Here is a 21,957-nt window from a genome sequence, read left to right on the forward strand (position 1 = left end):
TATTAGAATAATTAATTGAATATGAATAAATCTCTTATGACTATTAGTATCAGACCCGCTACCATTAACGATATCCCGTTACTGAGCCAATTAGCACCCGACATTTATCGCGAACATTTTTCCCATCTGTGGTATTCAGCCGAGGAGATGGAGGCTTATCTCGTGAGTGAATACTCTGAATCGATCCTGACCAAAAGCTTAAAGGATCCTGCTGTAGGCTGGTTTGTAGCGTATAATAACGCCCCTATTGGCTTTGCCAAACTGACCAGAGACAGTGTTATACCCGATACTAACCTGTCAGGCGTATTACTCAATAAACTCTATCTGAACGCAGCTGTGACGGGTAAAAAGTACGGCAAAGTGATGTTTGAATATCTGGTTCGAGAGGCCAAAAAACAGAAGCAGACTTTTTTCTGGCTGGAAGTACTGGAGCAGAATCCACGGGCACGTAAGTTCTATGAACAGCAGGGGATGACGTTTATTAAGGACACCCTATTCAAAACTGAATCACAACAATCAACAATACATGTGATGGGTATGAATATTTAGTGCCCGTAGCTAAAATAATAAAGCCCTGCTTAACAGGGCCTTATTATTAATACTCGAGGATATTGCAGATCTATACTTCGATATCCGCTAAATCGCCCTTCTCTTGCAACCAGTTACGCCTGTCTTCAGAACGTTTCTTCGCCAGCAGCATATCCATTTTGGCAAAAGTATGCTGATAGCTCTCATCGCTAAGCGTTAGCTGTACCAGACGGCGAGTATTAGGATCGAGCGTCGTTTCCCGTAATTGCAGCGGATTCATTTCACCCAGGCCTTTGAAGCGCTGTACGTTCGGTTTCCCTTTTTTGCGTTTTAGCTGATCCAGTACGCCCGCTTTCTCTTCTTCATCCAGGGCATAAAACACTTCTTTGCCGAGATCAATACGGTAGAGCGGCGGCATAGCAACATAGACATGGCCATCTTCAACCAGCTTACGGAAGTGGCGCACAAATAAGGCACACAGCAGCGTTGCAATATGCAGTCCATCCGAATCGGCGTCAGCCAGAATACATATTTTACCGTAACGCAGCTGACTGAGATCGTCACTATCCGGGTCGATTCCTATTGCCACAGAGATATCATGCACTTCTTGCGAAGCCAGCACTTCATCGGATGAAACTTCCCAGGTATTAAGGATCTTACCTTTAAGCGGCATAATCGCCTGGAACTCACGATCGCGCGCCTGTTTGGCAGATCCGCCCGCTGAGTCCCCTTCCACCAGGAACAATTCTGTCCGGGCTAAATCTTGTGACGAGCAATCCGCCAGCTTACCTGGTAATGCCGGGCCACTGGTGAGCTTCTTACGGACCACTTTTTTGGCAGCTCGCATCCGGCGCTGGGCACTGGAGATAGCCAGTTCTGCCAGTTGTTCTGCTGCCTGAACGTTTTGGTTCAGCCACAGACTGAAGGCATCTTTTACTACACCAGAAACAAAGGCCGCACACTGGCGAGAAGAGAGGCGCTCTTTGGTTTGCCCGGCAAATTGCGGATCCTGCATTTTGACTGATAACACATAAGCACAGCGTTCCCAGATATCTTCTGCTGAGAGCTTCACGCCACGCGGTAAGATGTTGCGGAATTCACAGAACTCACGCATTGCGTCCAGCAAGCCTTGGCGCAAACCATTAACATGGGTACCGCCCTGCATAGTCGGGATCAGGTTAACGTAGCTTTCCGTTAATAGCTCGCCGCCTTCAGGTAACCATAATAACGCCCAGTCTAAAGCTTCAGTATCGCTGGAGAAATTACCAATAAAAGGTGCTTCTGGCAGGGTAATAAGACCATTTACCGCTTCGCACAAGTAATCATTAAGCCCGTCCAGATAGCACCAGCGTTGCTCGGTATTATTGACCTTATCGGTAAAGATAATTTCAACACCAGGGCATAGTACAGCCTTAGCTTTCAATAAGTGGCTGAGGCGTGAGACCGAAAAGCGTGGGCTATCGAAAAAGCTTTCATCCGGCCAGAAATGGACGCTGGTTCCGGTATTACGTTTGCCACAGGTGCCAATCACTTCAAGATCCTGAACCTTATCGCCATTTTCAAAAGCGATACGGTACACCTGACTGTCGCGGCGAACCGTGACTTCAACACGCTTGGACAGCGCATTGACCACCGAGATCCCAACGCCATGTAAGCCGCCAGAGAACTGGTAGTTTTTGTTGGAGAATTTCCCACCCGCATGCAAGCGGCAAAGGATCAATTCGATAGCCGGGACTTTTTCTTCAGAATGGATATCCACAGGCATTCCGCGGCCATCATCAATCACTTCCAGCGACTGATCGGCATGCAGAATAACTTCGACACGCTTCGCGTGTCCGGCCAGCGCTTCATCGATACTATTATCGATGACTTCCTGCCCTAAATGGTTAGGGCGCGTGGTGTCAGTGTACATTCCCGGGCGGCGGCGAACAGGTTCGAGCCCGGTGAGTACCTCTATATCATCGGCATTATAAGATTGAGTCATAGCTCTTATTCATTCAGATAAAAAACAGGAATCGGCCATCAGGCCTTAAGGCTGGCCGAAGAAATCGACAATTTGTGTGAAGTAACTGTCGAAACCGATAAAAGCATGATTACCCCCAGTTTCAACCGTCTGGCGGCACGCGGCGTAGTAATCGACTGCCTCTTGATAATCAAGCACTTCGTCTCCCGTCTGTTGTAACAACCAAATAAGATTCGGTGCTTCCAGCGGGTCAATATGCATTTCTTTCAGAAAGCGAATATGGCGAGACTCTAGCACATATTGCTGCCCTGTGTAGGGATTCTCATTGTGACCGAGATAATCCACCAGCAGCTCAAAGGGACGTACTGCTGGATTCACAACCACCGCAGGCAACATGAAACGCTGGGATAGCCAGGTCGCATAATACCCTCCCAGTGAAGAACCAACCACACCAGCTATGCTTTCGTCGCCCTTGAGAACCAGAGACTCCAGCAGCTCTGCCGCCTGCTCCGGATAACAGGGCAGTTGCGGTACCAGCAAGTTAATCTGCGGATGGTGTTCTGCCAGCCACTGCTGCAAGGCAACGGCCTTCGCTGAACGTGGTGAGCTATTAAACCCGTGTAGATACAGTAGCCGGGTCATTAATATCCCTCAGAATCAGTATCAGGGTTAAAGACCGTGCCATTCAGGCGACATACTTGCGTCGTCAGTTCACCATTCGGATGTAATTCTAACCAGCGCCACCCGGGTTCAATGGTATCAAGGGTAAAATTCGCGCAGTGGGGCTTAAATTGCACACAGGTAGAAGGCGTTGCCATCATCCGGCGGCCATTCCAGTCTAAATCCAGCTCTTGATGAATATGACCACACAACAGGTTTTTTACCTGCGGGTGATTTTGGAGAACCTCATCAAGTGCTGCTGCATTTCTCAGACTATGCTGATCCAACCAGCTACAACCCGCAGGAAGTGGATGGTGGTGCAGCAGAACCAAGGTATGTCGTTCCGGATTAGCTTCCAGATGACGCGTCAGCCATTCCAGTTGATACTCACTCAGCTCGCCGTGCGGCACGCCAAACACCTGGCTATCCAGTAACAGTATCTGCCAGTGTTCACCGACAAAAACGCGTTTAGCCGGTGAAATTTCGGACTTATAGAGTGTATCAAACATCGCGGGCTGAAAATCATGATTACCCGGCAACCACACACAAGGTGCGGCCAGCTGTGAGATGCCCTCAGCAAAATGCTGATATGCCTCCACACTATGATCTTGTGATAAATCCCCCGTTGCCACAATCAGATCGTAGTGACACTGCCCGGCAAGTATCGCGGCAAGCACTGCCTGATAGCTTTCCCATGTGTTGATACCAAGCAGTGTTTCGTTCTTTCCTGCGAACAGGTGGGTATCGGTTATTTGCAGTATCCTGACTCGACCATCAGCGGTCACAGGAAGGTTTAACAGGCTTTCCAAAGGATATCCTTAGGTTTAACGCACACTTACACGCCTTCCATCATTCAGAGCGTTGTATTTTACACTCTTGAAAATTAGATATAAATGGGAATCTCTATTGCGCCATGTGCCAGACAGTAGCGCAACCAGTCCGCTAAAAACTGATTAATTTGATGCTTTTCATCGCGTTGATGCAACCTTTTATTAGGATAATCATAACTCGCTTTGAAACGAAATATCTGCTGACTTGAACACACTTCCGCCACCATTGCATCATGGTATAGTCTGATAGTCATTGAAGGCAGGCTCCAGTAACTAACGGCCGGATAAGTTTGTTCTATCTTAACCAGTGTCGTGTAACGTGTAGATTCCGCAATAGTAAGCCGGTAATGAGCGCCATTAACCTGATAAGTGATGCTCTCTCCCGGTACATCATCACCTGGTAGCAAGCGGCGTAACTGTGCAAAATTCGTTTCACACAAACGCATCATTTCCGGAAAATCAGGTACGTAGCGCTTCATTATCAATGATTCCACTCTTTTTGTAACTTTTCGTGATTCAACTGCAGCCATTGCAGAGCAATAACCGAAGCTGCGTTATCAATTTGCCCTTCTTCGACCCACTGATAAGCCTGCTGCCTGCTGACCACCTGCACGCGAATATCTTCGAGCTCTTCGGCAAGGCCGTGGATACCTTCGGCAAGAGTAGCATCAACCTCACCAACCACAATCGATAATCTTTCACTGGTGCCGCCAGGGCTTGCCAGGTAGCTTAATACCGGTTTAATACGTCCCACTTGCAAACCTGCTTCTTCCAGAGCTTCGCGTCGTGCGACCTCTTCGACGTTTTCACCTTCTTCAATCATGCCCGCGATCATTTCTAACAGCCAGGGTGTTTCACTGGTATCAAAAGCAGCAATACGAATTTGCTCAATCAGTACCACTTCATCACGAACCGGGTCATAGGGTAATAACACGGCAGCATGGCCGCGTTCAAAAATTTCTCGTTTTACCTCACCGCTCATTTCACCATTAAACAAGCGATGGCGAAAACGGTACAATTCGAGAGAAAAAAAACCACGATACAGCGTTTCCCGTGCGATAATTTCTACATCTTTTTTGGTAAATGTAACGTTTTGTTTTTCTGACTGACTCATAATGATGCCTCGATAATCATTGCATGGAACCTGAGGAAATTATCCGCTCACGGACTGCCGTTTGGTGTTTGATATGATAGATTGGTGCAAATTTGGCACCGATGGCACATTACGCCAATCTGGCTGGCTTACAGACTCGGTAGAATCAGCATTCATTTTTCGACTCATTGTCAGCGTTAAATAAAATAATTCTGCTTCACAACAAGGAATGCAAATGAAGAAACTGCTCCCCATCCTTATCGGCCTTAGCCTGACAGGCTTCAGCGCCATGAGCCAGGCAGAAAACCTTTTACAGGTTTATCAACAGGCCCGTACCAGTAACCCGGACCTGCGTAAATCTGCCGCTGACCGTGATTCTGCATTCGAAAAAATCAACGAAACACGTAGCCCATTGCTGCCACAGCTTGGTTTAGGTGCTGACTACGCTTACAGCAACGGTTACCGTGACAGCAATGGCGTTAACTCTAATGCTACCAGCGCTTCGTTACAGTTAACGCAAAGTATTTTTGATATGTCAAAATGGCGTGCCCTTGGCCTGCAAGAAAAAACCGCAGGTATTCAGGACGTCATTTATCAAAATGCCCAGCAAGCGCTGATTTTAAATACCGCAACCGCCTATTTCAACGTTCTGAATGCGATTGACTCACTGTCGTTTACTGAAGCACAAAAGCAGTCGGTATACCGCCAGTTAGACCAGACAACACAGCGCTTTAACGTCGGTTTAGTCGCTATCACTGACGTCCAGAACGCCCGTGCACAATACGATACCGTGCTGGCAGACGAAGTGACCGCACGTAATAACGTCGATAATACCGTTGAAGCGTTACGTCAGATCACCGGTAACGATTATCTGAGTCTGGCGTCGCTGAATGTTGATGGTTTTAAAACTAATAAGCCTGATGCGGTCAGTAACCTGCTGAAAGATGCAGAAAAACGTAACCTGTCACTGCTGCAGGCGCGTCTGAGTCAAGACTTAGCTCGGGAACAAATTCGTCTGGCACAGGATGGTCATCTGCCAACACTGAGTCTGACAGCGTCTACCGGCGTCTCTAACACCGACTATAGCGGTTCTAAAACGTCAGGAAATAATCAGTACAATAACTCCTACGCGGGCCAGAACAAAGTCGGTCTGAATTTCTCTCTGCCGCTTTACCAGGGTGGGTCAGTTAGCTCCCAGGTCAAACAAGCCCAGTATAACTTTACCGGTGCCAGTGAGCAGCTGGAAGGCGCGCACCGTAGCGTTGTGCAAACCGTTCGTTCGTCATTTAACAATATGAACGCCTCCATCAGTACTATTAACGCCTATAAGCAGGCTGTAATTTCTGCGCAGAGCTCTTTAGATGCGATGGAAGCCGGTTATTCGGTCGGTACCCGTACCATTGTTGATGTGTTGACGGCAACCAGCTCGCTGTATAACTCCAAACAGCTGCTTTCCAATGCACGTTATAGCTATTTAATTAATGAGCTAAATATCAAATCTGCGCTGGGTACGCTGAATGAGCAAGATTTGGTCGCGCTGAACAACACGCTGGGTAAAGCGGTTTCCACCCGACCTGATGCCACAGCTCCCTTAACGCCAGAACAGAATGCACGTGCTGATGGTTACGCTGCCACTCCAGCAGCCAGCAGATAGGAATCGATATTAATTATCGATAGCTAAAAAGGCGCAATTTGCGCCTTTTTTCTTTTATCTTTGGCACTAAACGTAAGGCAACGTAAAGATTTCCTGCCAAATGCGCCAGTTTGCTTTAATTTCGACCATTCATACCTTACTCTTAGCAACAAACCTACTGGGATCAGGACTGATAAAATGAAACGGACAAAACAAATAAATCATTCATCGTTCCGCAAAAGCTGGAATGCACGCCACTTAACGCCGGTAGCCATCGCTATTTCGGCAGTTTTTATGCTGTCAGGCTGTGAACAAAGTGATGAAACAGTCTCCATGTACCAGAATGCTGATGACTGTTCTGTAGCGCATCCGGGCAAAAGTGCAGAATGTACTACCGTATATAACAATGCGCTGAAAGAAGCAGAGCGCACTGCACCAAAATATGATTCACGCGAAGCCTGTGTTGCTGAATTTGGCGAAGGCCAGTGCCAGCAGGCTCCAGCTCAGGCAAGTCTGGGTGGCAGCGGTGAAACCCAGGCTCAGGGTCAGAGCAGCGGTAGCTTCTGGATGCCTCTGATGGCCGGTTATATGATGGGTCGTATGATGAGCGGTGGTGCCCAGCAACCGCTGTTCTCTTCCAAAAACCCAGCCAGCCCGGCTTACGGCAAATATGCCGATGCCAGCGGTAAAAGCTATGGTGCAGCAACTCCAGGCCGTTCTATGACGGTACCAAAAACCGCGATGGCACCTAAACCTGCGACCACTTCAACGGTGACCCGTGGTGGATTTGGCGATTCTGTTGCCAAACAATCCGCCATGCAGCGTAGCAGCGCATCTGGTACCAATAGCAACCGTTCAATGGGCGGCTGATAAATAATGGAAAGAGTCAATATTAGTGAGCGCCCGGACTGGCGCGAGAAGGCAACAGAGTACGGCTTTAATTTTCACACTATGTATGGTGAGCCCTACTGGTGTGAGGATGCCTACTACAAGCTGACATTGCCTCAGGTTGAGCGTCTGGAAGATGTGACTGCCGAACTCCATCAGATGTGCCTGCAGGTGGTAGAAAAAGTGGTTGCCAGCGATGAGCTGATGACCCGTTTTCGTATTCCAAAGCACACCTGGGAATTTGTTCGTCAGTCCTGGCGCAGCCAGCAACCGTCGCTCTATTCCCGTCTTGATCTTGCCTGGGACGGAGTTGGCGAGCCAAAGCTGCTGGAAAATAACGCAGATACCCCGACATCTTTATATGAAGCGGCTTTCTTCCAGTGGATCTGGCTCGAAGATCAGCTCCAGGCGGGTAACCTGCCAGCAGGCGCGGATCAGTTCAATAGCCTGCAAGAAAAGCTTATTGAGCGCTTTGCCGAGCTTAAAGAACAGCACGGTTTCAGCCTGCTGCACTTTACCTGCTGCAAAGATACCGTGGAAGACAGAGGCACGGTTCAGTATCTGCAAGACTGCGCGGCAGAAGCTGATTTAGCCAGTGATTTCCTCTATCTCGAAGATATCGGCTTGGGCGAGCGCGGACAGTTTACCGATCTTCAGGATCAGGTAATCAGTAGCCTGTTTAAGCTCTACCCCTGGGAATATATGCTGCGTGAAGTGTTCTCCACTAAGCTGGAAGATGCTGGCGTCAGATGGCTGGAGCCTGCCTGGAAAAGCATTATCTCTAACAAGGCATTATTGCCGATGTTATGGGAGATGTTCCCGGATCATCCTAACCTGCTTGCGGCTTATTTTGCCGAAGACGACTATCCACCAATGGATAAATACGTCGTTAAACCTCTGTTCTCACGTGAAGGTGCTAACGTGACGATAGTTGAAAACGGTAAAGAAATTGCCCGCGCAGAAGGACCTTATGGCGAAGAAGGCATGATAGTCCAGCAGTTCTGGCAGTTACCGAAATTCGGTGATAGCTACACGCTAATAGGCAGCTGGCTTATCAACGACCAGCCCGCAGGCATTGGTATTCGAGAAGATAAAGCGCTGATCACTCAGGATCTCTCTCGCTTCTATCCGCATGTCTTTGTCGAATAAGACAGCGTTCACTCGCTAACAGTGAACAACGTAAAAAGGGAAAACTTAACGGTTTTCCCTTTTTGTATCTGACCCGTCCTAAATAGCGTTGACACATTTAACTCAAACTCTGAGGAAAATGTGATGAACCAAGATGTTCAATTCCTTTTTCCCCAGAACAACGTATTAAAGAATTTGAACAGCAACTTGCTCGAAGTCAGATATATTTTCATGACGAGAAGCATGATCCTTATGATTCATAAAATAAAGTATACCCAATAATTACAGGTATATTAATTGCCGGGAATAGATACCTGCGTAAAATCCTAAATAAACTGTCAGGATTGGATTTCATTGACACTTAACACATGAGTTTTCTAGTATAGAAATATGAATTTAATTTTATTATTAATAGTAACGGTTTATAGGTTTTAAGAATTATGTCGCTGTGGCTTTTATAAAAATCGCTATTAACCTTCCTCTATTTTAATAATTTACTTTATCTTAATGTATTCTATAGCTATATATTTTATTTACCCTTATTCGCTATGTCTCCTGAATGCAGGGTAGGAAATATTGATGTGTTTCATAGTCGGGCCAGCTGGCAGTGGAAAGCCGCTGGCACGATGCCTCCTCAGGATGGTTATAGTGGGAGAGTAGCATGAAATTTATAGTCGGCTTTCTGCTGTGTATAGTAACTGGCTGGTTTTTAACACTATGCGGCGTACCTTTAGGTATGATGTTCGGTCCTCTCATCGTGGTGATGATACTCAAACGCTGGGGGATATCCATACGTGCCATACCCGGCAGTATTACCTTTATCCAGCTATCACTTGGCATCTCTATCGGTCTGATGTTTCGCGGAATGTCTTTCGGGGAAACTGGCAGTCTGTTTGCGCTACTCAGCCTATTGTGTTTATGTTTATTTTTGCAATTTATTACCAATTATCAATGGTGTATCCGCCACTTAGGCTGGAGCAAAGACGAAGCTATTTTGGGCTCAGTTCCGGGAGCAATGGCTGCAGTGCTAGCCCTTGCGACCCATATCAATACACCGCCACAGAAAATAGTTATCTCTCACGCCTTACGACTGATTACACTGACCATGCTTGCAGGCTTTATTGCAGGCGGTAAGATGCATCCCAGTCTTTCCTTATCATGGCCAGATTTTGGTTCCACGCAAAATACGATATGGTTGGCAGGCATAGGAATAACAGGCTTTATTTCTGGTAAGTATCTGGAACGCTGGCATCTCCCGGCTCCATTTATGATGACTTCGCTTATTTGTTCAGCATACTTTCATACCCTGGCACCTCAACCGCTACATTTCCCGGATATCGTGAATCAACTGAGCATGGGATTAATGGGAATCCTTATTGGATGTCATTTTATCGCGTTTTCAATAACCGAATTTATGCGTCACCTATGGGCATCGCTTCAACTTATAGCTCTAAGTCTGACGGTAACATTCGTTATAGCTTTTGGTACATCTACTTTGCTCGGTTATCCACTGTATTTATTGATACTTTCATGGGTACCTGGCAGCGTGGAATCAATGTCTTTCGCAGCATTAACCTTAAAAGCCGACGCTGGATTTGTGATGGCGAACCATATTATAAGAATGCTGATCGTTCAGACCTTACCAGCCCTGGCACTCCGTCGCCAAAAGCCGAAGGAGGCAAGTTGATTGTTTTTTAGCCTTATGTCTTATTGGAGAAAAGTCCTGATCTCAGGGTCAGGACTTTTTCATCTGCCTTAAGGGAGAACGCATTGGTTTTCCCTTTTTTGCACTTAGCCTATCTGCACAGACAGCATACTCAGAGAACCCATCTCTATCCCGTCCACCGGAAGCGTCACCGGTTCTTTACCATCCCACGTACCCAAAACATACAGTAGCGGCAGATAGTGATCCGGGGTCGGGTTCGACAGTAATCCACCTTCATGGGAAAGGTAGTTTACTAATGGATGCTGATCCACAGGTCCCTGCCAGGTCAGATTCTCTTTCACATAATCGTTAAAAGATTCTGCCCACGGGTAAGGCTGACTATCACCCTGCCAGCGCACCATACGTAAGTTATGCACTACGTTGCCGCTGGCAACGATCATCACGCCTTCATCACGTAATGCTGCCAGTTTTTTCCCTTGCTCGAAATGCCATGCGGCTGGTTTGGTTTTATCAACGCTGAGCTGTACCATTGGGATATCGGCATCAGGGTACATCTTAATCAATACGCCCCAGGAGCCGTGGTCAAAGCCCCAGGCTTCTTTGTCTAATGCCACAGGCGTCGGGGCCAGTAGCTCAAGTAAACGCTGAGCAAGCTCAGGGGAGCCAGGTGCCGGATAATGGGTGTCATATAGCGCCTGAGGAAAACCACCAAAGTCGTGAATCGTTTTTGGTTTTTCCATTGCCGTAACGCCGGTACCCTGAGTGAACCAGTGGGCAGAGACCACAACAATCGCTTTCGGGCGCGGTAGTATTTCACCTAAATGATGCCAGCAACGGGTATACAGATTATCTTCCAGAACATTCATTGGGCTGCCGTGCCCAAGAAACAACGCAGGCATACGCTGGTTTGTCATCATGGAATCCTTAAAGAGGGTTATTATTTTCTGTCTGTAGATTACGCTTAATTGTCGCAGAAATAACCGGGATAAACATGATGTAGTTATTCAGGAATTTTGATGAATAACGAAAAATTTCACTACCGTTTACTGATAGATTCCTGAACGGATTGAAATAGAATAATGACACTTGGCCAATACTTCTCCCTCATTCTGGCATCACATTTCATATGTATTACAAAGAGATGTGTCTGATGGAACACCATAATATAATTATCTTGGGCGTTAAAAATTACAAATAATGAATTTTATCAATAAACTACAAGCAATCATGCCTGATGGCAGGCATCGAATGTTGTATGCCATAGGAACTCCACCTGAAGTTTATGAAATACAGTTCGATGAAATTGTTGATTATGATGATTCTCTTTTAGAGATTCCAGACGGCATTCTCACTGGCGTGAGACCAATGCTCCTGAATCAAATAGGGGGATGCTATGAGATAGCCTTCGATCTTGTCAGTAACATCAAAACAGGAAAAAGCTTCAAAGCACCCAAATCACAAAATCCTGACAAGTTAAGTACGATAATTGACCAGGCTATTCTCTACCACTACAATAGACATCAACCGTATTGCTACTCATTTTTAGCCCATACTCCAGCTTTATCAAGACTTTATAGACGTATACTTATCACTCTAAAATTGAGATTTAGTGACAGAATAGATAAAGTTCACACGCATTTGGAACCAGAAGGAAGAGGGTATGCTATTAAATTCAAAGCCAAAAAGAACGCGTAAAAAACCTTTAACATTAGAAGAGGCTCTTCAACTGAAAGCTGCCCGTATGAAAGAGAGCCATGACTTTTTTCAGAAAAAAATCCCGGAAAAATTCAGTCATGAAGCATGATAATATCCAATAAAAAACCCGGTATCACTTCACCGGGTTTTATCACTTAAAACGACTCAGAATCTATAAAAGATCTTAGCTCGCTTTACGCTCGTGCAGCTGACGATATTCAACCAGGTCTTCGATAGTCACAACGGCCATATTATGTTTCTGAGCGAACTCGACGCATTCTGGCGCGTGGGCCATAGAGCCGTCATCATTGGTCAGTTCACATAATACGCCAGCAGGACGGAAACCGGCCAGAGTGACTAAGTCAATCGTCGCTTCGGTGTGTCCGCCACGCGTTAATACGCCGCCAGGCTGGGCGCGCAGTGGGAAGACATGTCCGGGACGGTTCAGGTCAGAAGGTTTAGCGCCGTCGGCAATCGCCGTCTTGATGGTGGTGATACGGTCGGCAGCAGAAACGCCGGTAGTTACACCGGTTGCCGCTTCAATAGTGACGGTAAAACCAGTACCGAATGCGCTGGTGTTATTGTCGACCATCATAGGCAAGTCCAGCTGTTTACGACGTTCTTCCGTCAGGCACAGGCAAACAATGCCGCTGCCATGACGAATAGTCAGAGCCATTTGCTCAACCGTCATGGTTTCTGCCGGGAAAATCATATCGCCTTCGTTTTCACGATTCTCATCATCGAGAACCATAACACCGCGGCCTTCACGTAGGGATTCAAGTGCGCGCTCGACACGTTCTAAAGATGTGCCAAATGGAGAAAGGAGCGTCTGATTCATGGTAATAAAACCTCATTAAATATATGGTTACCAGAATCAGGGCAGTCTTAGGAGCTAAAAAAATAACGCGGACAGGCCGTGGCCTGACGATACCGTTACTCTCTCCCATCCGGACTATAACCGTCGGCCCCGGAATTACACCGGATCTGCTGACCTTCAGAGGTTATCTGAAGCGCTCGCGGGCTTTCAGTAATTTGAGTTACTGATTTACCGCCGGTGGGGACTTACACCCCGCCCTGAGAATAAAGCGTATTTACTATACCGCTAATAATTTCGTCCGGCAACGTCATCGCATATAACATTTCTGGTTTATACCCTGCGATTCTGGCATTACAATCAATTCAATAACCCAGATAACGGAAAGCGCCATGATTGATCCAAAGAAAATTGAACAGATCGCTCGTCAGGTCCATGAGTCCATGCCGAAGGGTATACGTGACTTAGGGGATGATGTTGAAAAGAAAGTACGTCAGGTGATTCAGTCACAACTGACACGTCTGGATATGGTCAGTCGGGAAGAGTTTGATGTACAAACGCAGGTCTTGCTACGTACGCGTGAAAAACTCGCCCTGCTGGAACAGCGTCTGAACGAACTGGAAAGCCGTACGGTACAAACATCCTCTGACTCTGAATAATGACTTATCCTCCCGTCCCGGGAGGATAAGTTTGTTCTACTGTGTTAGTTATCAATCAGTAACTGAATCAGAACTTTTCCCAGTTATCGTCTGATGTCGATTCCACAGGTGCTTTACGTACCACCGCCACAGGAGCGCGTGGAGCTATACTGGTTTCCACTTCCTGACGTTGTGCTGGCTGCTGGTCTGCCACAATACGGAATACGGATACCGCTTGTGTCAGATGGCTGGCCTGCTCTTCCAGTGCAGCTGCGGCTGCGGCTGACTCTTCGACCAACGCTGCGTTTTGCTGTGTAACGCGATCCATTTCAGCGACGGCCAGACCAACCTGGTCAATACCACGGCTTTGCTCATCTGAAGCCGAAGCAATTTCTCCCATAATGTCAGTCACACGGGTAACTGCATTAACGATTTCGCCCATCGTTTCTCCGGCACTCTCAACCAGAGTAGAACCGGTATCAACCCGGCTAACAGAGTCATCAATCAGCAGTTTAATCTCTTTCGCCGCCTGAGCACTACGCTGCGCAAGGTTACGCACTTCTCCCGCTACCACGGCAAAACCACGTCCCTGCTCACCTGCGCGCGCAGCTTCTACAGCCGCGTTCAACGCCAGGATATTGGTCTGGAAGGCAATACCATCAATCACGCTGGTAATATCGGCAATCTTCTGAGAACTTCCGGCAATTTCATTCATGGTTTGCACCACGTTATCCACTACCTTGCCACCACGACGAGCTGTCTCAGAAGCACTGAGTGCCAGCTGGCTTGCCTGACGCGCATTTTCAGCATTCTGCTTAACCGTGGCAGTCAGCTGTTCCATACTGGCTGCGGTTTCTTCCAGAGAGGCAGCCTGCTGCTCAGTACGTGAAGAGAGATCGTTATTGCCAATAGAAATCTCACTGGCTCCGCTGTAGATAGAATTTGCGCTATTACGCACATCACCGACAGTACGCGCCAGTTCGCCCTGCATATGGCGCAGGCTTTCAGCCAGTTGCCCCATTTCATTGGTACCATGAACATCAATTTTACGCATCAAGTCGCCACCAGCGATATGACGGATAGTTTCAATAAGATGATTCAGCGGGTTAATCAGCGTGGTACGAATACCTATCCAGACAAACAGAATCAGTATGATGGAACCTATCAGAACGCCCGCGAGCACCCCAATGGCCATCTGGTAGGAGCTTTCACTGTTATCAATGGCAAGCTGATACTGCTCAGCATGCTTATCGGTATAGAGGCCAAATTGCTTCTGAAACTCATCCTGAATAGCCTGAGTCGGCTGATCGTAAAAACTCTTCAGATCGCCCTCTTTTAACATTTTCACCAGCGCGCTCAATGCCCCATAAAGCGCATCATATTTTTGTCTGATTAATTTACTGTCTGCATCATTATCCTGCGTCGTAAGGGTGGCTTCATAGTTTTTCCACTCCTTCTCTGCGATAGCCAGAGAGGTGGCTGCCATCGATGTCAGATCATCAGCCGCTCTGGTATTAGCCATACTGTTATCCATCTGGCTTTGTAGCATGACATAGCTGGATCCCGCGCGGTTTAAGGTATTCCGGGTACTCAGTAATGCAATCCAGCTATCATTCAGGGATTCTTGCTTTTCCCGAAGCGTTTTCAGTACATGGAGATTATCTTTCTCTTGTTTCAAGGCATTAAAGAACAAACCGCCGCAGGCTATCTGCAGCAGACCAAACAACCCAAGTACTATCAGTATTTTTTTAACAATTTTCATACGGTTTAACATGACCTTTGATTCCCCGGGAAAGATGCCGGATCATCGGCTAGCGCCAAGAAAACTTTACTCATTTTTAGCAGGTAAAACTCGTGGTTCAGGGCAAAACCAGGCACCTGGGCCCTCCTATCGATCGCCCCTATCTTTAAATTTTTTTTCATCTGAATATGAAATTCGTGCTCTCAATAAGCCACTGTTACCTGAAAGCGCTAAAAAAGTTAAACCCCTGTTGATGACGATGATAGACTGCTCGGCTTCCTATAACCCGCAGATCAGGACATAAAAGATGGATAATGCATCGCATCACCTTCCTATAAATGATGCCGTTACCCGACCAAACTGGTCAGCCGTTTTCGCAATCGCTTTTTGCGTAGCCTGTCTTATCACTATTGAGTTTCTGCCAGTCAGTCTGTTGACTCCGATGGCCATCGATTTAGGTATTTCAGAAGGGCTTGCCGGTCAGACCGTTACAGTTACCGCATTTGTTGCCATGTTTAGCAGCCTGTTTGTGACACATATCATCGGCACCCGCGACCGACGCCATGTGGTATTGCTGTTTGCCGTACTGCTGACACTTTCCTGTGTGCTGGTATCATTCTCTAATAACTTTATGCTGCTACTGCTGGGTCGTGCCTGCCTTGGTCTGGCTCTCGGTGGTTTTTGGGCAATGTCGGCCTCTCTCACGTTACGCCTCGTACCGACACGCACTGTCCCTAAGGCACTTTCGGTAATTTTTGGCGCTGTTTCTATCGCTCTGGTAATAGCGGCTCCTCTGGGAAGCTTTCTGGGGAGTATCATTGGCTGGCGTAATGTGTTTAATGGCGCGGCGCTGATGGGCGTTATTTGTATTGTCTGGATTTGGCGGGTTCTACCCTCGCTCCCCGGTACCTCCGAGCAGAAAAAACAAAATATGTTTGGCCTGCTCAAACGCCCGGGAGTGATGGCCGGTATGCTGGCCATCTTTATGGCCTTTGCCGGACAGTTTTCCTTCTTTACCTATATTCGCCCGATTTATATGACTCTGGCCGGGTTCGATGTCAGTGGTCTGACATTAGTCCTGTTAAGTTTTGGTATCGCGAGCTTTGTCGGAACATCACTGTCCTCCGTCTTTTTAAAACGTTCGCTAAAATACGTCTTAACCGTGGCACCCTTTATTCTAGCGCTCAGTGCATTATCGTTAATTTTATGGGGAAGCGATCAGCGAGTTGCCAGTGCTGTGGCAATTATTTGGGGATTCTGTTTTGCGATTATTCCGGTCGGCTGGTCAACCTGGATTACCCGTTCCCTGTCCGATCAGGCTGAAAAGGCAGGTTCTATCCAGGTTGCCGTGATTCAGCTAGCAAATACTTGCGGGGCTGCTGTCGGCGGACTAGCTCTGGATAGCCTTGGCTTACTGGCACCTCTGATTTTATCCGGAACGCTAATGCTTCTGACGGCAATATTAGTGGCATCGAAAGTACGTGCTTAGCTGAAAGTCTGAGTCACCTGTTCTGAATAGCCGAACAGGTGACGTACTTTCGCTTAGCTTAAATCAACATTTTTGCTGCCAAAGAACCAGGTCATCACAAAACCCGCCAGGTAAGAAATAATGATACCGGCAACGTAAACCGCCATACCGGCAAAAATACCCTGACCTGATGTCATTAACGGAATAGCCACCAGTCCTGACGGACCAAATACGGTATTCAGCCCCACCGGCAAACCAAGCCAGGCGACCAGTCCTATAAAGAATCCACCCGCAGCACCACCCAGACAAGCAGTAATAAATGGTTTAAGTCGTGGGAGCGTGACACCGTAAATCAAGGGTTCACCAATGCCCAGAAAACCAGGGATGATAGCGCCTTTAATTTGTGTTCTCAGTACTGAACCACGCGGTGAACGAACAAATAATGCCAGCGCAGCACCCACCTGCCCAGCTCCAGCCATCGCCAGAATGGGGAACAGGGAGTTGAAGCCCTGAACATCCATCAGCGCAAAATAAACCGGTACAAAGCCCTGATGAATACCAAATACCACCGCAATCAGGAATAACCCAGCCAGAATCGCAGTACCAAACGGGTTACCGTTCAGGTGCAAGAACAGCCACGACATTCCTTTAAACAGTTCCACGCCAATCGGCATGATGGCGACAAAAGTAATTGCCCCGGTAATCAGTAATGAAATGGTTGAGGTCAGGATCATATCCAGATTATCCGGAATAACCCGTCGAACCTGACGTTCAACCCAGGCACCCACCATACAAGCGAGTAAAACACCGATAATATTGCCGCGCGGATCTATGGCTAATCCAAAAAAGGTTTCCATACCGCTGTAATAGCCAACGGTACCTTCCGGGACATAACGCAAAATAAAGAGTGAGGCAATAATCGCCCCGTTAACACCGGTTCCCCCAAAGGCTTTCTGAGTGTTAAAACCAATCAGAATACTTAAGAAGGTGAACAACCCGATACTAAATACCTTCATATAGGCTATCAGTTGAGTCAGCCAGACAGCAGGCGTCATACCCTCAACAATCAGCGTTTGCTGTAAAAGCGTTGCTATCCCCAGTAATAAACCTGCCGCAATAAACCCCGGGATCAACGGGGTAAAGATGGTGGCAAATTTGGTCAGAAAGTTATGAACCGCACTATTCTGCTTTGCTTTCATCTGTTTTTTATTCTGACTGGCAAGCGTACGCAGATCGGCATCATTTTCTGAGGAGGAGCTCGGCTGAGCGTCAGACTTCAGCAACTCATTCATCATATCGCTGGCGGTTTGTGCCTTACCCGGACCGAGAATAATTTGTAGCTGCGTGTCACCATTGACCACCCCCATAACTCCGGGAATTTTCTTTAATTCATCATTTTGAACGCGATCCCTGTCTTTTAAGGTCAAACGTAAACGGGTCATACAGTTGCCACAGACCAGAATATTGTCGCGGCCTCCGGTAAGGTGCAGAATTTGCTCTATCATCGAGTCGGTAATTTTTGCCATGATTATCTATTTATCCCCTGCAATGCGTTGCGAATAAATCCTCGATGTTCAGTCAGTAATGCGCTGGCCTTATCGGCAGGCAAACCGCTTAACACCATTAAAATGGCCGTTTTACAATGCCGCTGGCAGTCATTAAGCGCGCTTTCAGCTTCTTCCTGGCTGCATCCGGTCGCTTCAACCACAATATTGACCTGACGCTGTAATAACTTGGCATTGGAAGCAGCAACATCGACCATCAAATTGCCATACACCTTGCCACTGCGAATCATGGCTCCGGTGGTTATCATGTTAAGTACCAGTTTCTGAGCGGTTCCGGCTTTCATTCTGGATGATCCCGTCACCACTTCCGGCCCGACTACGGGTTCAATCGCAATATCTGCGGCCTTCCCTATTTCACTTCCTGGATTACAGGAAATAGCGGCCACTGTTGCACCTAAACTTTTGGCATAGGCTATCGCCCCGAGGACATAAGGAGTACGTCCGCTCGCTGCAATACCGACTAATACATCCAGGCTATTGAAATGGATATTACGGAGATCTTGTTCGCCCATTTCCCAGTTATCTTCTGCATTTTCAACTGCTTTTAAAATGGCCTGATGGCCACCCGCAATGAGCCCTATCACTTGCTCATGAGGTGTACCATAAGTTGGCGGGCACTCACTTGCGTCAAGAATACCTAATCGACCCGAAGTGCCTGCTCCGCAATAGATAAGCCTTCCACCTTGAGAAAAAGCCACAGCCACTTTTTCGACGAGCTCAACCAGTTGCGGCAGAGTCGCTTTGACTGCCAGAGGAACCTTTTGATCTTCATCATTGATGATAGTGAGCATTTCTAATGTTGATAAAGTATCTATCTGCTCACTAGCCGGATTACGGCTTTCTGTCACCATCTGGTTAAGATTAATTTTCATGGAAATATCCATCAGTTTGTACATTTTGTAACAATATGGAATATTTTATTCCATTGATGTGACACTTATCACAAAGAACATTAAATACATTAATTTAAAGAACAAAAATCACGACTTTAAATAAAAAAAACAATAAATTCGCAACATAAATGGGAGTAGTAGAGGAATAAATTATTAGCTGATGATATCTAGTTTATAAAAACTTCCGATAAACCACTTAAACAGGTCAAATAGCTTATTCATACAGGGTTCAGTTCATCGACGATGTCATACAAACACGATGATTCAATAGGTTGAATGATGATAGATGTGAATTATGCAGGTAGCATTTAAGAAATATTAATAATTTAAAAACCACTTAAAAAAGATATAAAAACAATCTTTATATAGCCTTACTTATTGTATTTTAAATACTATTTAACGACAAAATATCTCATTACTGATACTGACGTTAATACCCCATGGTAACCCATGAATTTCAGAGACATTTACTGCGTAAATAAATGTAAGTGCTGTGTATGTCAAAATGTCTTTAATTTTAGAAAAAAATCAAAATTTTTAGCTATATTGTTAAATAATGTATTAACGCGGGGTAGAGTGCTCTTCGTGCGGCAGGATAAGACACTATACGAACGGACTGAAACGGTGAGCTCACTCTTTAAGTCTTAGTTTAGTCAGGTGTGTTACCTGTCTAACTAACCGAATGGCAGAATCTGGACATACGTGAAAAATGATCTGAACTCAATGAGCTAAATCCACATAATAATTGTGGTCAGATATAACTGAAAAGTGCTTAATTGTGTTAAGAATCATAGTCTCTCAACTTGAAAAATAATATGATTCAACGCGAGAATATTTCCCGTATAGTATATGAGATATCCGTTCTTATCTTCCTGAGTTGGTCATAAAAACCATATTTATCATGAAGTTGATACTAAAATTATTGTAGCTCACAGCTTTATTGGTATATGACTTGTTGATATAAAACTTCTGAATAATGTGAGAACAAGTATGGACCAGTATGAAGATCTGCAAAAGTTTCGTGAAAAAACCCGTATGAAATCAATACGTTTTGTTGATTTCACGAAACAGAATAAAGAAGTGAATCATGGGCAATGGTCTATTGTGCAACAACTTGCCAGTGACAATGCTCCGCTGGTTAACAATACAACTCCAGACCAACCTTCTCAGGTCCTCAATCCGTCAGTAATGAACAAGGCTCCGGATCCTGTTCATTTAGCCCCCTTGACGACCGGAGCTAACCCTACGGCTAGTACGATGTCATTACTCAAAGATGTGGGCATGCAGCTTAATCGCCCGGAAACATTCCAGACTGAAGTTCAGTCATTATCACCGATCATGGCAGAAATGCAGTCACAGGTTCAGCGGCAGCCCGCTGCTCAGGCACAGCCACAATATCAGCCGCAGCCCGCTGCTCAGGCACAGCCACAATATCAGCCGCAGCCCGCTGCTCAGGCACAGCCACAATTTCAGCCACAGCCCGCTGCTCAGGCACAGCCACAATTTCAGCCGCAGCCCGCTGCTCAGGCACAGCCACTGTATCAGCCACAGCCCGCTGCTCAGGCACAGCCACAATATCAGCCGCAGCCCGCGGCCCAGGCACAGCCACAATATCAGCCGCAGCCAGCAGCTCAGGCACAGCCACAATATCAGCCGCAGCCAGCAGCTCAGGCACAGCCACAATATCAGCCGCAGCCCGCGGCCCAGGCACAGCCACAATATCAGCCGCAGCCAGCAGCTCAGGCACAGCCACAATATCAGCCGCAGCCCGCTTCTCAGGCACAGCCACAATATCAGCCGCAGCCCGCTGTTCAGTCGCAACCTGTAGCTCAGTCACAGGCTAACTTTTCGCATCTCTTTGCCGCTCCAGTGGATGATACGCCAGTGGTGGAAAAAGAGGCTCCTCTGCAATCACTGTTAAAAAGAATCGCAACATGCCGTTAATATGCGTTTGTTCTCCTAAGGGAGGAGTCGGCAAAACCACTCTGACCGCGAACCTTGCCCATACTCTTGTACGCGCAGGCTATAAAGTTCTGGCGCTGGATTTTGATGTGCAAAATGCGCTGCGCTTACATTTTGGTGTCCCGCTGTCTGAAACTCGTGGTTATGTTGCTAAAGCAACCGAGTTTTCTGACTGGAGTCAGTCGGTGCTGACGATAGGAAGCAATCTGTTTTTGCTCCCTTACGGCGAAGCGACCGAGATGCAGAGCCAATTATTTTCAGATGCACTCACTCAGGATAAACAATTTCTGAGCCGCGGGATCAACACGCTACTGAACTATCCGGGGTTGATCATTATCGCGGATTGTCCGCCAGGGCCTTCTCCGGCACTGAAAGCCGTATCCCCGATTGCTGACTTACACCTTGTTGTACTTCAGGCTGATACCGCCTCACTCTCGATGCTGCCCTATATCGAGAATCAGCGATTGACCGGGGAAGTATTAAATCAAAAAGCTGGCCATTTCTTTATTCTGAACAAAAGTGATAACCGCCGTCAGGTGAGTCGTGATGTCGCTGGTTTTATGGAACAGCGTCTTGGCGACCAGCTGCTCGGCATGGTGCATCGTGATGAAAGCGTCGTTGAAGCAAATGCTCTACAACAATCCATCTTCGATTTTAACCCGGTATCTGCCGCGGCTTTTGATATTGAGCTTATCGCTAAAAAAGTCGTTGGGATCCTCGGCGTTCAAGTCGGCGACGGCACCGTTCACTCTGTTCCGCGGATGTCGGGAACTTAATCTAATTCGGCCCTAA

General features: G+C 46.9%; 20 protein-coding genes and 1 riboswitch. Of the genes, 10 read left to right on the forward strand and 10 right to left on the reverse strand.

The window, feature by feature from the left end; translation table 11 throughout:
• The first annotated feature begins 36 nt into the window (after window positions 1-36).
• Complete coding sequence (locus M2387_RS09320; protein WP_259048880.1) at window positions 37-549, forward strand: GNAT family N-acetyltransferase; 513 nt, start codon at window positions 37-39, stop codon at window positions 547-549.
• A 70-nt stretch (window positions 550-619) separates the two neighbouring features.
• Here M2387_RS09320 and parE read toward each other — a convergent pair whose 3' ends face one another.
• From parE to nudF, 5 genes are all read right to left on the reverse strand, one after another.
• Entirely contained in the window at window positions 620-2,512 is a 1,893-nt protein-coding gene (gene parE / locus M2387_RS09325; protein ID WP_259048881.1) for a DNA topoisomerase IV subunit B, read from the reverse strand.
• Between the two features lie 45 nt (window positions 2,513-2,557).
• Window positions 2,558-3,133, reverse strand: coding sequence for an esterase YqiA (gene yqiA, locus M2387_RS09330; protein WP_259048882.1), 576 nt, complete (start codon window positions 3,131-3,133; stop codon window positions 2,558-2,560).
• Complete coding sequence (gene cpdA, locus M2387_RS09335; protein WP_259048883.1) at window positions 3,133-3,960, reverse strand: 3',5'-cyclic-AMP phosphodiesterase; 828 nt, start codon at window positions 3,958-3,960, stop codon at window positions 3,133-3,135. The genes yqiA and cpdA overlap by 1 nt, the downstream gene beginning before the upstream one ends.
• A gap of 74 nt (window positions 3,961-4,034) precedes the next feature.
• A complete protein-coding gene (locus M2387_RS09340) occupies window positions 4,035-4,460 on the reverse strand; it encodes a DUF1249 family protein (protein WP_259048884.1) in 426 nt (141 codons plus the stop codon).
• Between the two features lie 2 nt (window positions 4,461-4,462).
• Window positions 4,463-5,095, reverse strand: coding sequence for an ADP-ribose diphosphatase (nudF, locus tag M2387_RS09345; protein ID WP_259048885.1), 633 nt, complete (start codon window positions 5,093-5,095; stop codon window positions 4,463-4,465).
• A gap of 214 nt (window positions 5,096-5,309) precedes the next feature.
• Here nudF and tolC point away from each other — a divergent pair, with 214 nt between their 5' ends.
• From tolC to M2387_RS09365, 4 genes are all read left to right on the forward strand, one after another.
• Window positions 5,310-6,728, forward strand: coding sequence for an outer membrane channel protein TolC (tolC, locus tag M2387_RS09350; RefSeq protein WP_259048886.1), 1,419 nt, complete (start codon window positions 5,310-5,312; stop codon window positions 6,726-6,728).
• Between the two features lie 177 nt (window positions 6,729-6,905).
• The gene (locus M2387_RS09355; protein WP_259048887.1) at window positions 6,906-7,577 is read left to right on the forward strand and encodes a DUF1190 family protein; all 672 of its coding nucleotides are present in this window, start codon (window positions 6,906-6,908) and stop codon (window positions 7,575-7,577) included.
• Between the two features lie 6 nt (window positions 7,578-7,583).
• Window positions 7,584-8,744, forward strand: a complete 1,161-nt coding sequence (locus M2387_RS09360; protein WP_259048888.1) for a glutathionylspermidine synthase family protein — start codon at window positions 7,584-7,586, stop codon at window positions 8,742-8,744.
• A 640-nt stretch (window positions 8,745-9,384) separates the two neighbouring features.
• Window positions 9,385-10,410 carry an AbrB family transcriptional regulator gene (locus M2387_RS09365; protein ID WP_259048889.1) on the forward strand — a complete coding sequence of 342 codons (1,026 nt, stop codon included), beginning with the start codon at window positions 9,385-9,387 and terminating at the stop codon, window positions 10,408-10,410.
• A gap of 104 nt (window positions 10,411-10,514) precedes the next feature.
• Here the strand turns inward: M2387_RS09365 and ygiD are convergent, their stop codons facing one another.
• The gene (gene ygiD / locus M2387_RS09370) at window positions 10,515-11,303 is read right to left on the reverse strand and encodes a 4,5-DOPA-extradiol-dioxygenase (protein ID WP_259049033.1); all 789 of its coding nucleotides are present in this window, start codon (window positions 11,301-11,303) and stop codon (window positions 10,515-10,517) included.
• 283 nt (window positions 11,304-11,586) lie between these two features.
• Between ygiD and M2387_RS09375 the strand changes: the two genes are divergently transcribed.
• The gene (locus tag M2387_RS09375; protein WP_259048890.1) at window positions 11,587-12,084 is read left to right on the forward strand and encodes a hypothetical protein; all 498 of its coding nucleotides are present in this window, start codon (window positions 11,587-11,589) and stop codon (window positions 12,082-12,084) included.
• Between the two features lie 184 nt (window positions 12,085-12,268).
• Here the strand turns inward: M2387_RS09375 and ribB are convergent, their stop codons facing one another.
• Window positions 12,269-12,922: a 3,4-dihydroxy-2-butanone-4-phosphate synthase gene (gene ribB, locus M2387_RS09380; RefSeq protein WP_259048891.1), complete on the reverse strand. Its 654-nt coding sequence runs from the start codon at window positions 12,920-12,922 to the stop codon at window positions 12,269-12,271.
• A gap of 93 nt (window positions 12,923-13,015) precedes the next feature.
• Window positions 13,016-13,170: riboswitch (FMN riboswitch) on the reverse strand.
• A gap of 120 nt (window positions 13,171-13,290) precedes the next feature.
• Here ribB and ubiK point away from each other — a divergent pair.
• Window positions 13,291-13,557: a ubiquinone biosynthesis accessory factor UbiK gene (gene ubiK, locus M2387_RS09385; protein WP_259048892.1), complete on the forward strand. Its 267-nt coding sequence runs from the start codon at window positions 13,291-13,293 to the stop codon at window positions 13,555-13,557.
• 67 nt (window positions 13,558-13,624) lie between these two features.
• Here the strand turns inward: ubiK and M2387_RS09390 are convergent, their stop codons facing one another.
• On the reverse strand, window positions 13,625-15,310 hold the full coding sequence (locus tag M2387_RS09390) for a methyl-accepting chemotaxis protein (RefSeq protein WP_259048893.1): 1,686 nt from the start codon (window positions 15,308-15,310) through the stop codon (window positions 13,625-13,627).
• Window positions 15,311-15,584: 274 nt separating this feature from the next.
• On the opposite strand from M2387_RS09390, the gene nepI reads away from it, so the two are divergent.
• Window positions 15,585-16,766: a purine ribonucleoside efflux pump NepI gene (nepI, locus tag M2387_RS09395; protein ID WP_259048894.1), complete on the forward strand. Its 1,182-nt coding sequence runs from the start codon at window positions 15,585-15,587 to the stop codon at window positions 16,764-16,766.
• A 53-nt stretch (window positions 16,767-16,819) separates the two neighbouring features.
• On the opposite strand, the gene murP is transcribed toward nepI, so the two are convergent.
• Both murP and murQ read right to left on the reverse strand, forming a co-directional pair.
• Window positions 16,820-18,271: a PTS N-acetylmuramic acid transporter subunit IIBC gene (murP, locus tag M2387_RS09400; RefSeq protein WP_259048895.1), complete on the reverse strand. Its 1,452-nt coding sequence runs from the start codon at window positions 18,269-18,271 to the stop codon at window positions 16,820-16,822.
• A 2-nt stretch (window positions 18,272-18,273) separates the two neighbouring features.
• Complete coding sequence (gene murQ, locus M2387_RS09405) at window positions 18,274-19,182, reverse strand: N-acetylmuramic acid 6-phosphate etherase (RefSeq protein WP_259048896.1); 909 nt, start codon at window positions 19,180-19,182, stop codon at window positions 18,274-18,276.
• 1,011 nt (window positions 19,183-20,193) lie between these two features.
• Here murQ and M2387_RS09410 point away from each other — a divergent pair.
• Entirely contained in the window at window positions 20,194-21,147 is a 954-nt protein-coding gene (locus tag M2387_RS09410; RefSeq protein ID WP_259048897.1) for a cellulose biosynthesis protein BcsO, read from the forward strand.
• Window positions 21,138-21,941: a cellulose biosynthesis protein BcsQ gene (gene bcsQ / locus M2387_RS09415; protein WP_259048898.1), complete on the forward strand. Its 804-nt coding sequence runs from the start codon at window positions 21,138-21,140 to the stop codon at window positions 21,939-21,941. Before M2387_RS09410 ends, bcsQ begins: the two co-directional genes overlap by 10 nt.
• The last annotated feature ends 16 nt before the right edge of the window (window positions 21,942-21,957 follow it).

Origin of the sequence: Klebsiella sp. BIGb0407 (assembly GCF_024807845.1) — a bacterium.
GTDB lineage: Bacteria > Pseudomonadota > Gammaproteobacteria > Enterobacterales > Enterobacteriaceae > JGM124.

Excerpts from the sequence above, each read along its gene's own strand:
- M2387_RS09320 (WP_259048880.1), top strand. The coding sequence starts at position 37 with ATGACTATTAGTATCAGACCCGCTACCATTAACGATATCCCGTTACTG.
- parE (WP_259048881.1), bottom strand. The coding sequence starts at position 2,512 with ATGACTCAATCTTATAATGCCGATGATATAGAGGTACTCACCGGGCTC.
- yqiA (WP_259048882.1), bottom strand. The coding sequence starts at position 3,133 with ATGACCCGGCTACTGTATCTACACGGGTTTAATAGCTCACCACGTTCA.
- M2387_RS09340 (WP_259048884.1), bottom strand. The coding sequence starts at position 4,460 with ATGAAGCGCTACGTACCTGATTTTCCGGAAATGATGCGTTTGTGTGAA.
- nudF (WP_259048885.1), bottom strand. The coding sequence starts at position 5,095 with ATGAGTCAGTCAGAAAAACAAAACGTTACATTTACCAAAAAAGATGTA.
- tolC (WP_259048886.1), top strand. The coding sequence starts at position 5,310 with ATGAAGAAACTGCTCCCCATCCTTATCGGCCTTAGCCTGACAGGCTTC.
- M2387_RS09355 (WP_259048887.1), top strand. The coding sequence starts at position 6,906 with ATGAAACGGACAAAACAAATAAATCATTCATCGTTCCGCAAAAGCTGG.
- M2387_RS09360 (WP_259048888.1), top strand. The coding sequence starts at position 7,584 with ATGGAAAGAGTCAATATTAGTGAGCGCCCGGACTGGCGCGAGAAGGCA.
- M2387_RS09365 (WP_259048889.1), top strand. The coding sequence starts at position 9,385 with ATGAAATTTATAGTCGGCTTTCTGCTGTGTATAGTAACTGGCTGGTTT.
- ygiD (WP_259049033.1), bottom strand. The coding sequence starts at position 11,303 with ATGACAAACCAGCGTATGCCTGCGTTGTTTCTTGGGCACGGCAGCCCA.
- M2387_RS09375 (WP_259048890.1), top strand. The coding sequence starts at position 11,587 with ATGAATTTTATCAATAAACTACAAGCAATCATGCCTGATGGCAGGCAT.
- ribB (WP_259048891.1), bottom strand. The coding sequence starts at position 12,922 with ATGAATCAGACGCTCCTTTCTCCATTTGGCACATCTTTAGAACGTGTC.
- ubiK (WP_259048892.1), top strand. The coding sequence starts at position 13,291 with ATGATTGATCCAAAGAAAATTGAACAGATCGCTCGTCAGGTCCATGAG.
- M2387_RS09390 (WP_259048893.1), bottom strand. The coding sequence starts at position 15,310 with ATGTTAAACCGTATGAAAATTGTTAAAAAAATACTGATAGTACTTGGG.
- nepI (WP_259048894.1), top strand. The coding sequence starts at position 15,585 with ATGGATAATGCATCGCATCACCTTCCTATAAATGATGCCGTTACCCGA.
- murP (WP_259048895.1), bottom strand. The coding sequence starts at position 18,271 with ATGGCAAAAATTACCGACTCGATGATAGAGCAAATTCTGCACCTTACC.
- murQ (WP_259048896.1), bottom strand. The coding sequence starts at position 19,182 with ATGAAAATTAATCTTAACCAGATGGTGACAGAAAGCCGTAATCCGGCT.
- M2387_RS09410 (WP_259048897.1), top strand. The coding sequence starts at position 20,194 with ATGGACCAGTATGAAGATCTGCAAAAGTTTCGTGAAAAAACCCGTATG.
- bcsQ (WP_259048898.1), top strand. The coding sequence starts at position 21,138 with ATGCCGTTAATATGCGTTTGTTCTCCTAAGGGAGGAGTCGGCAAAACC.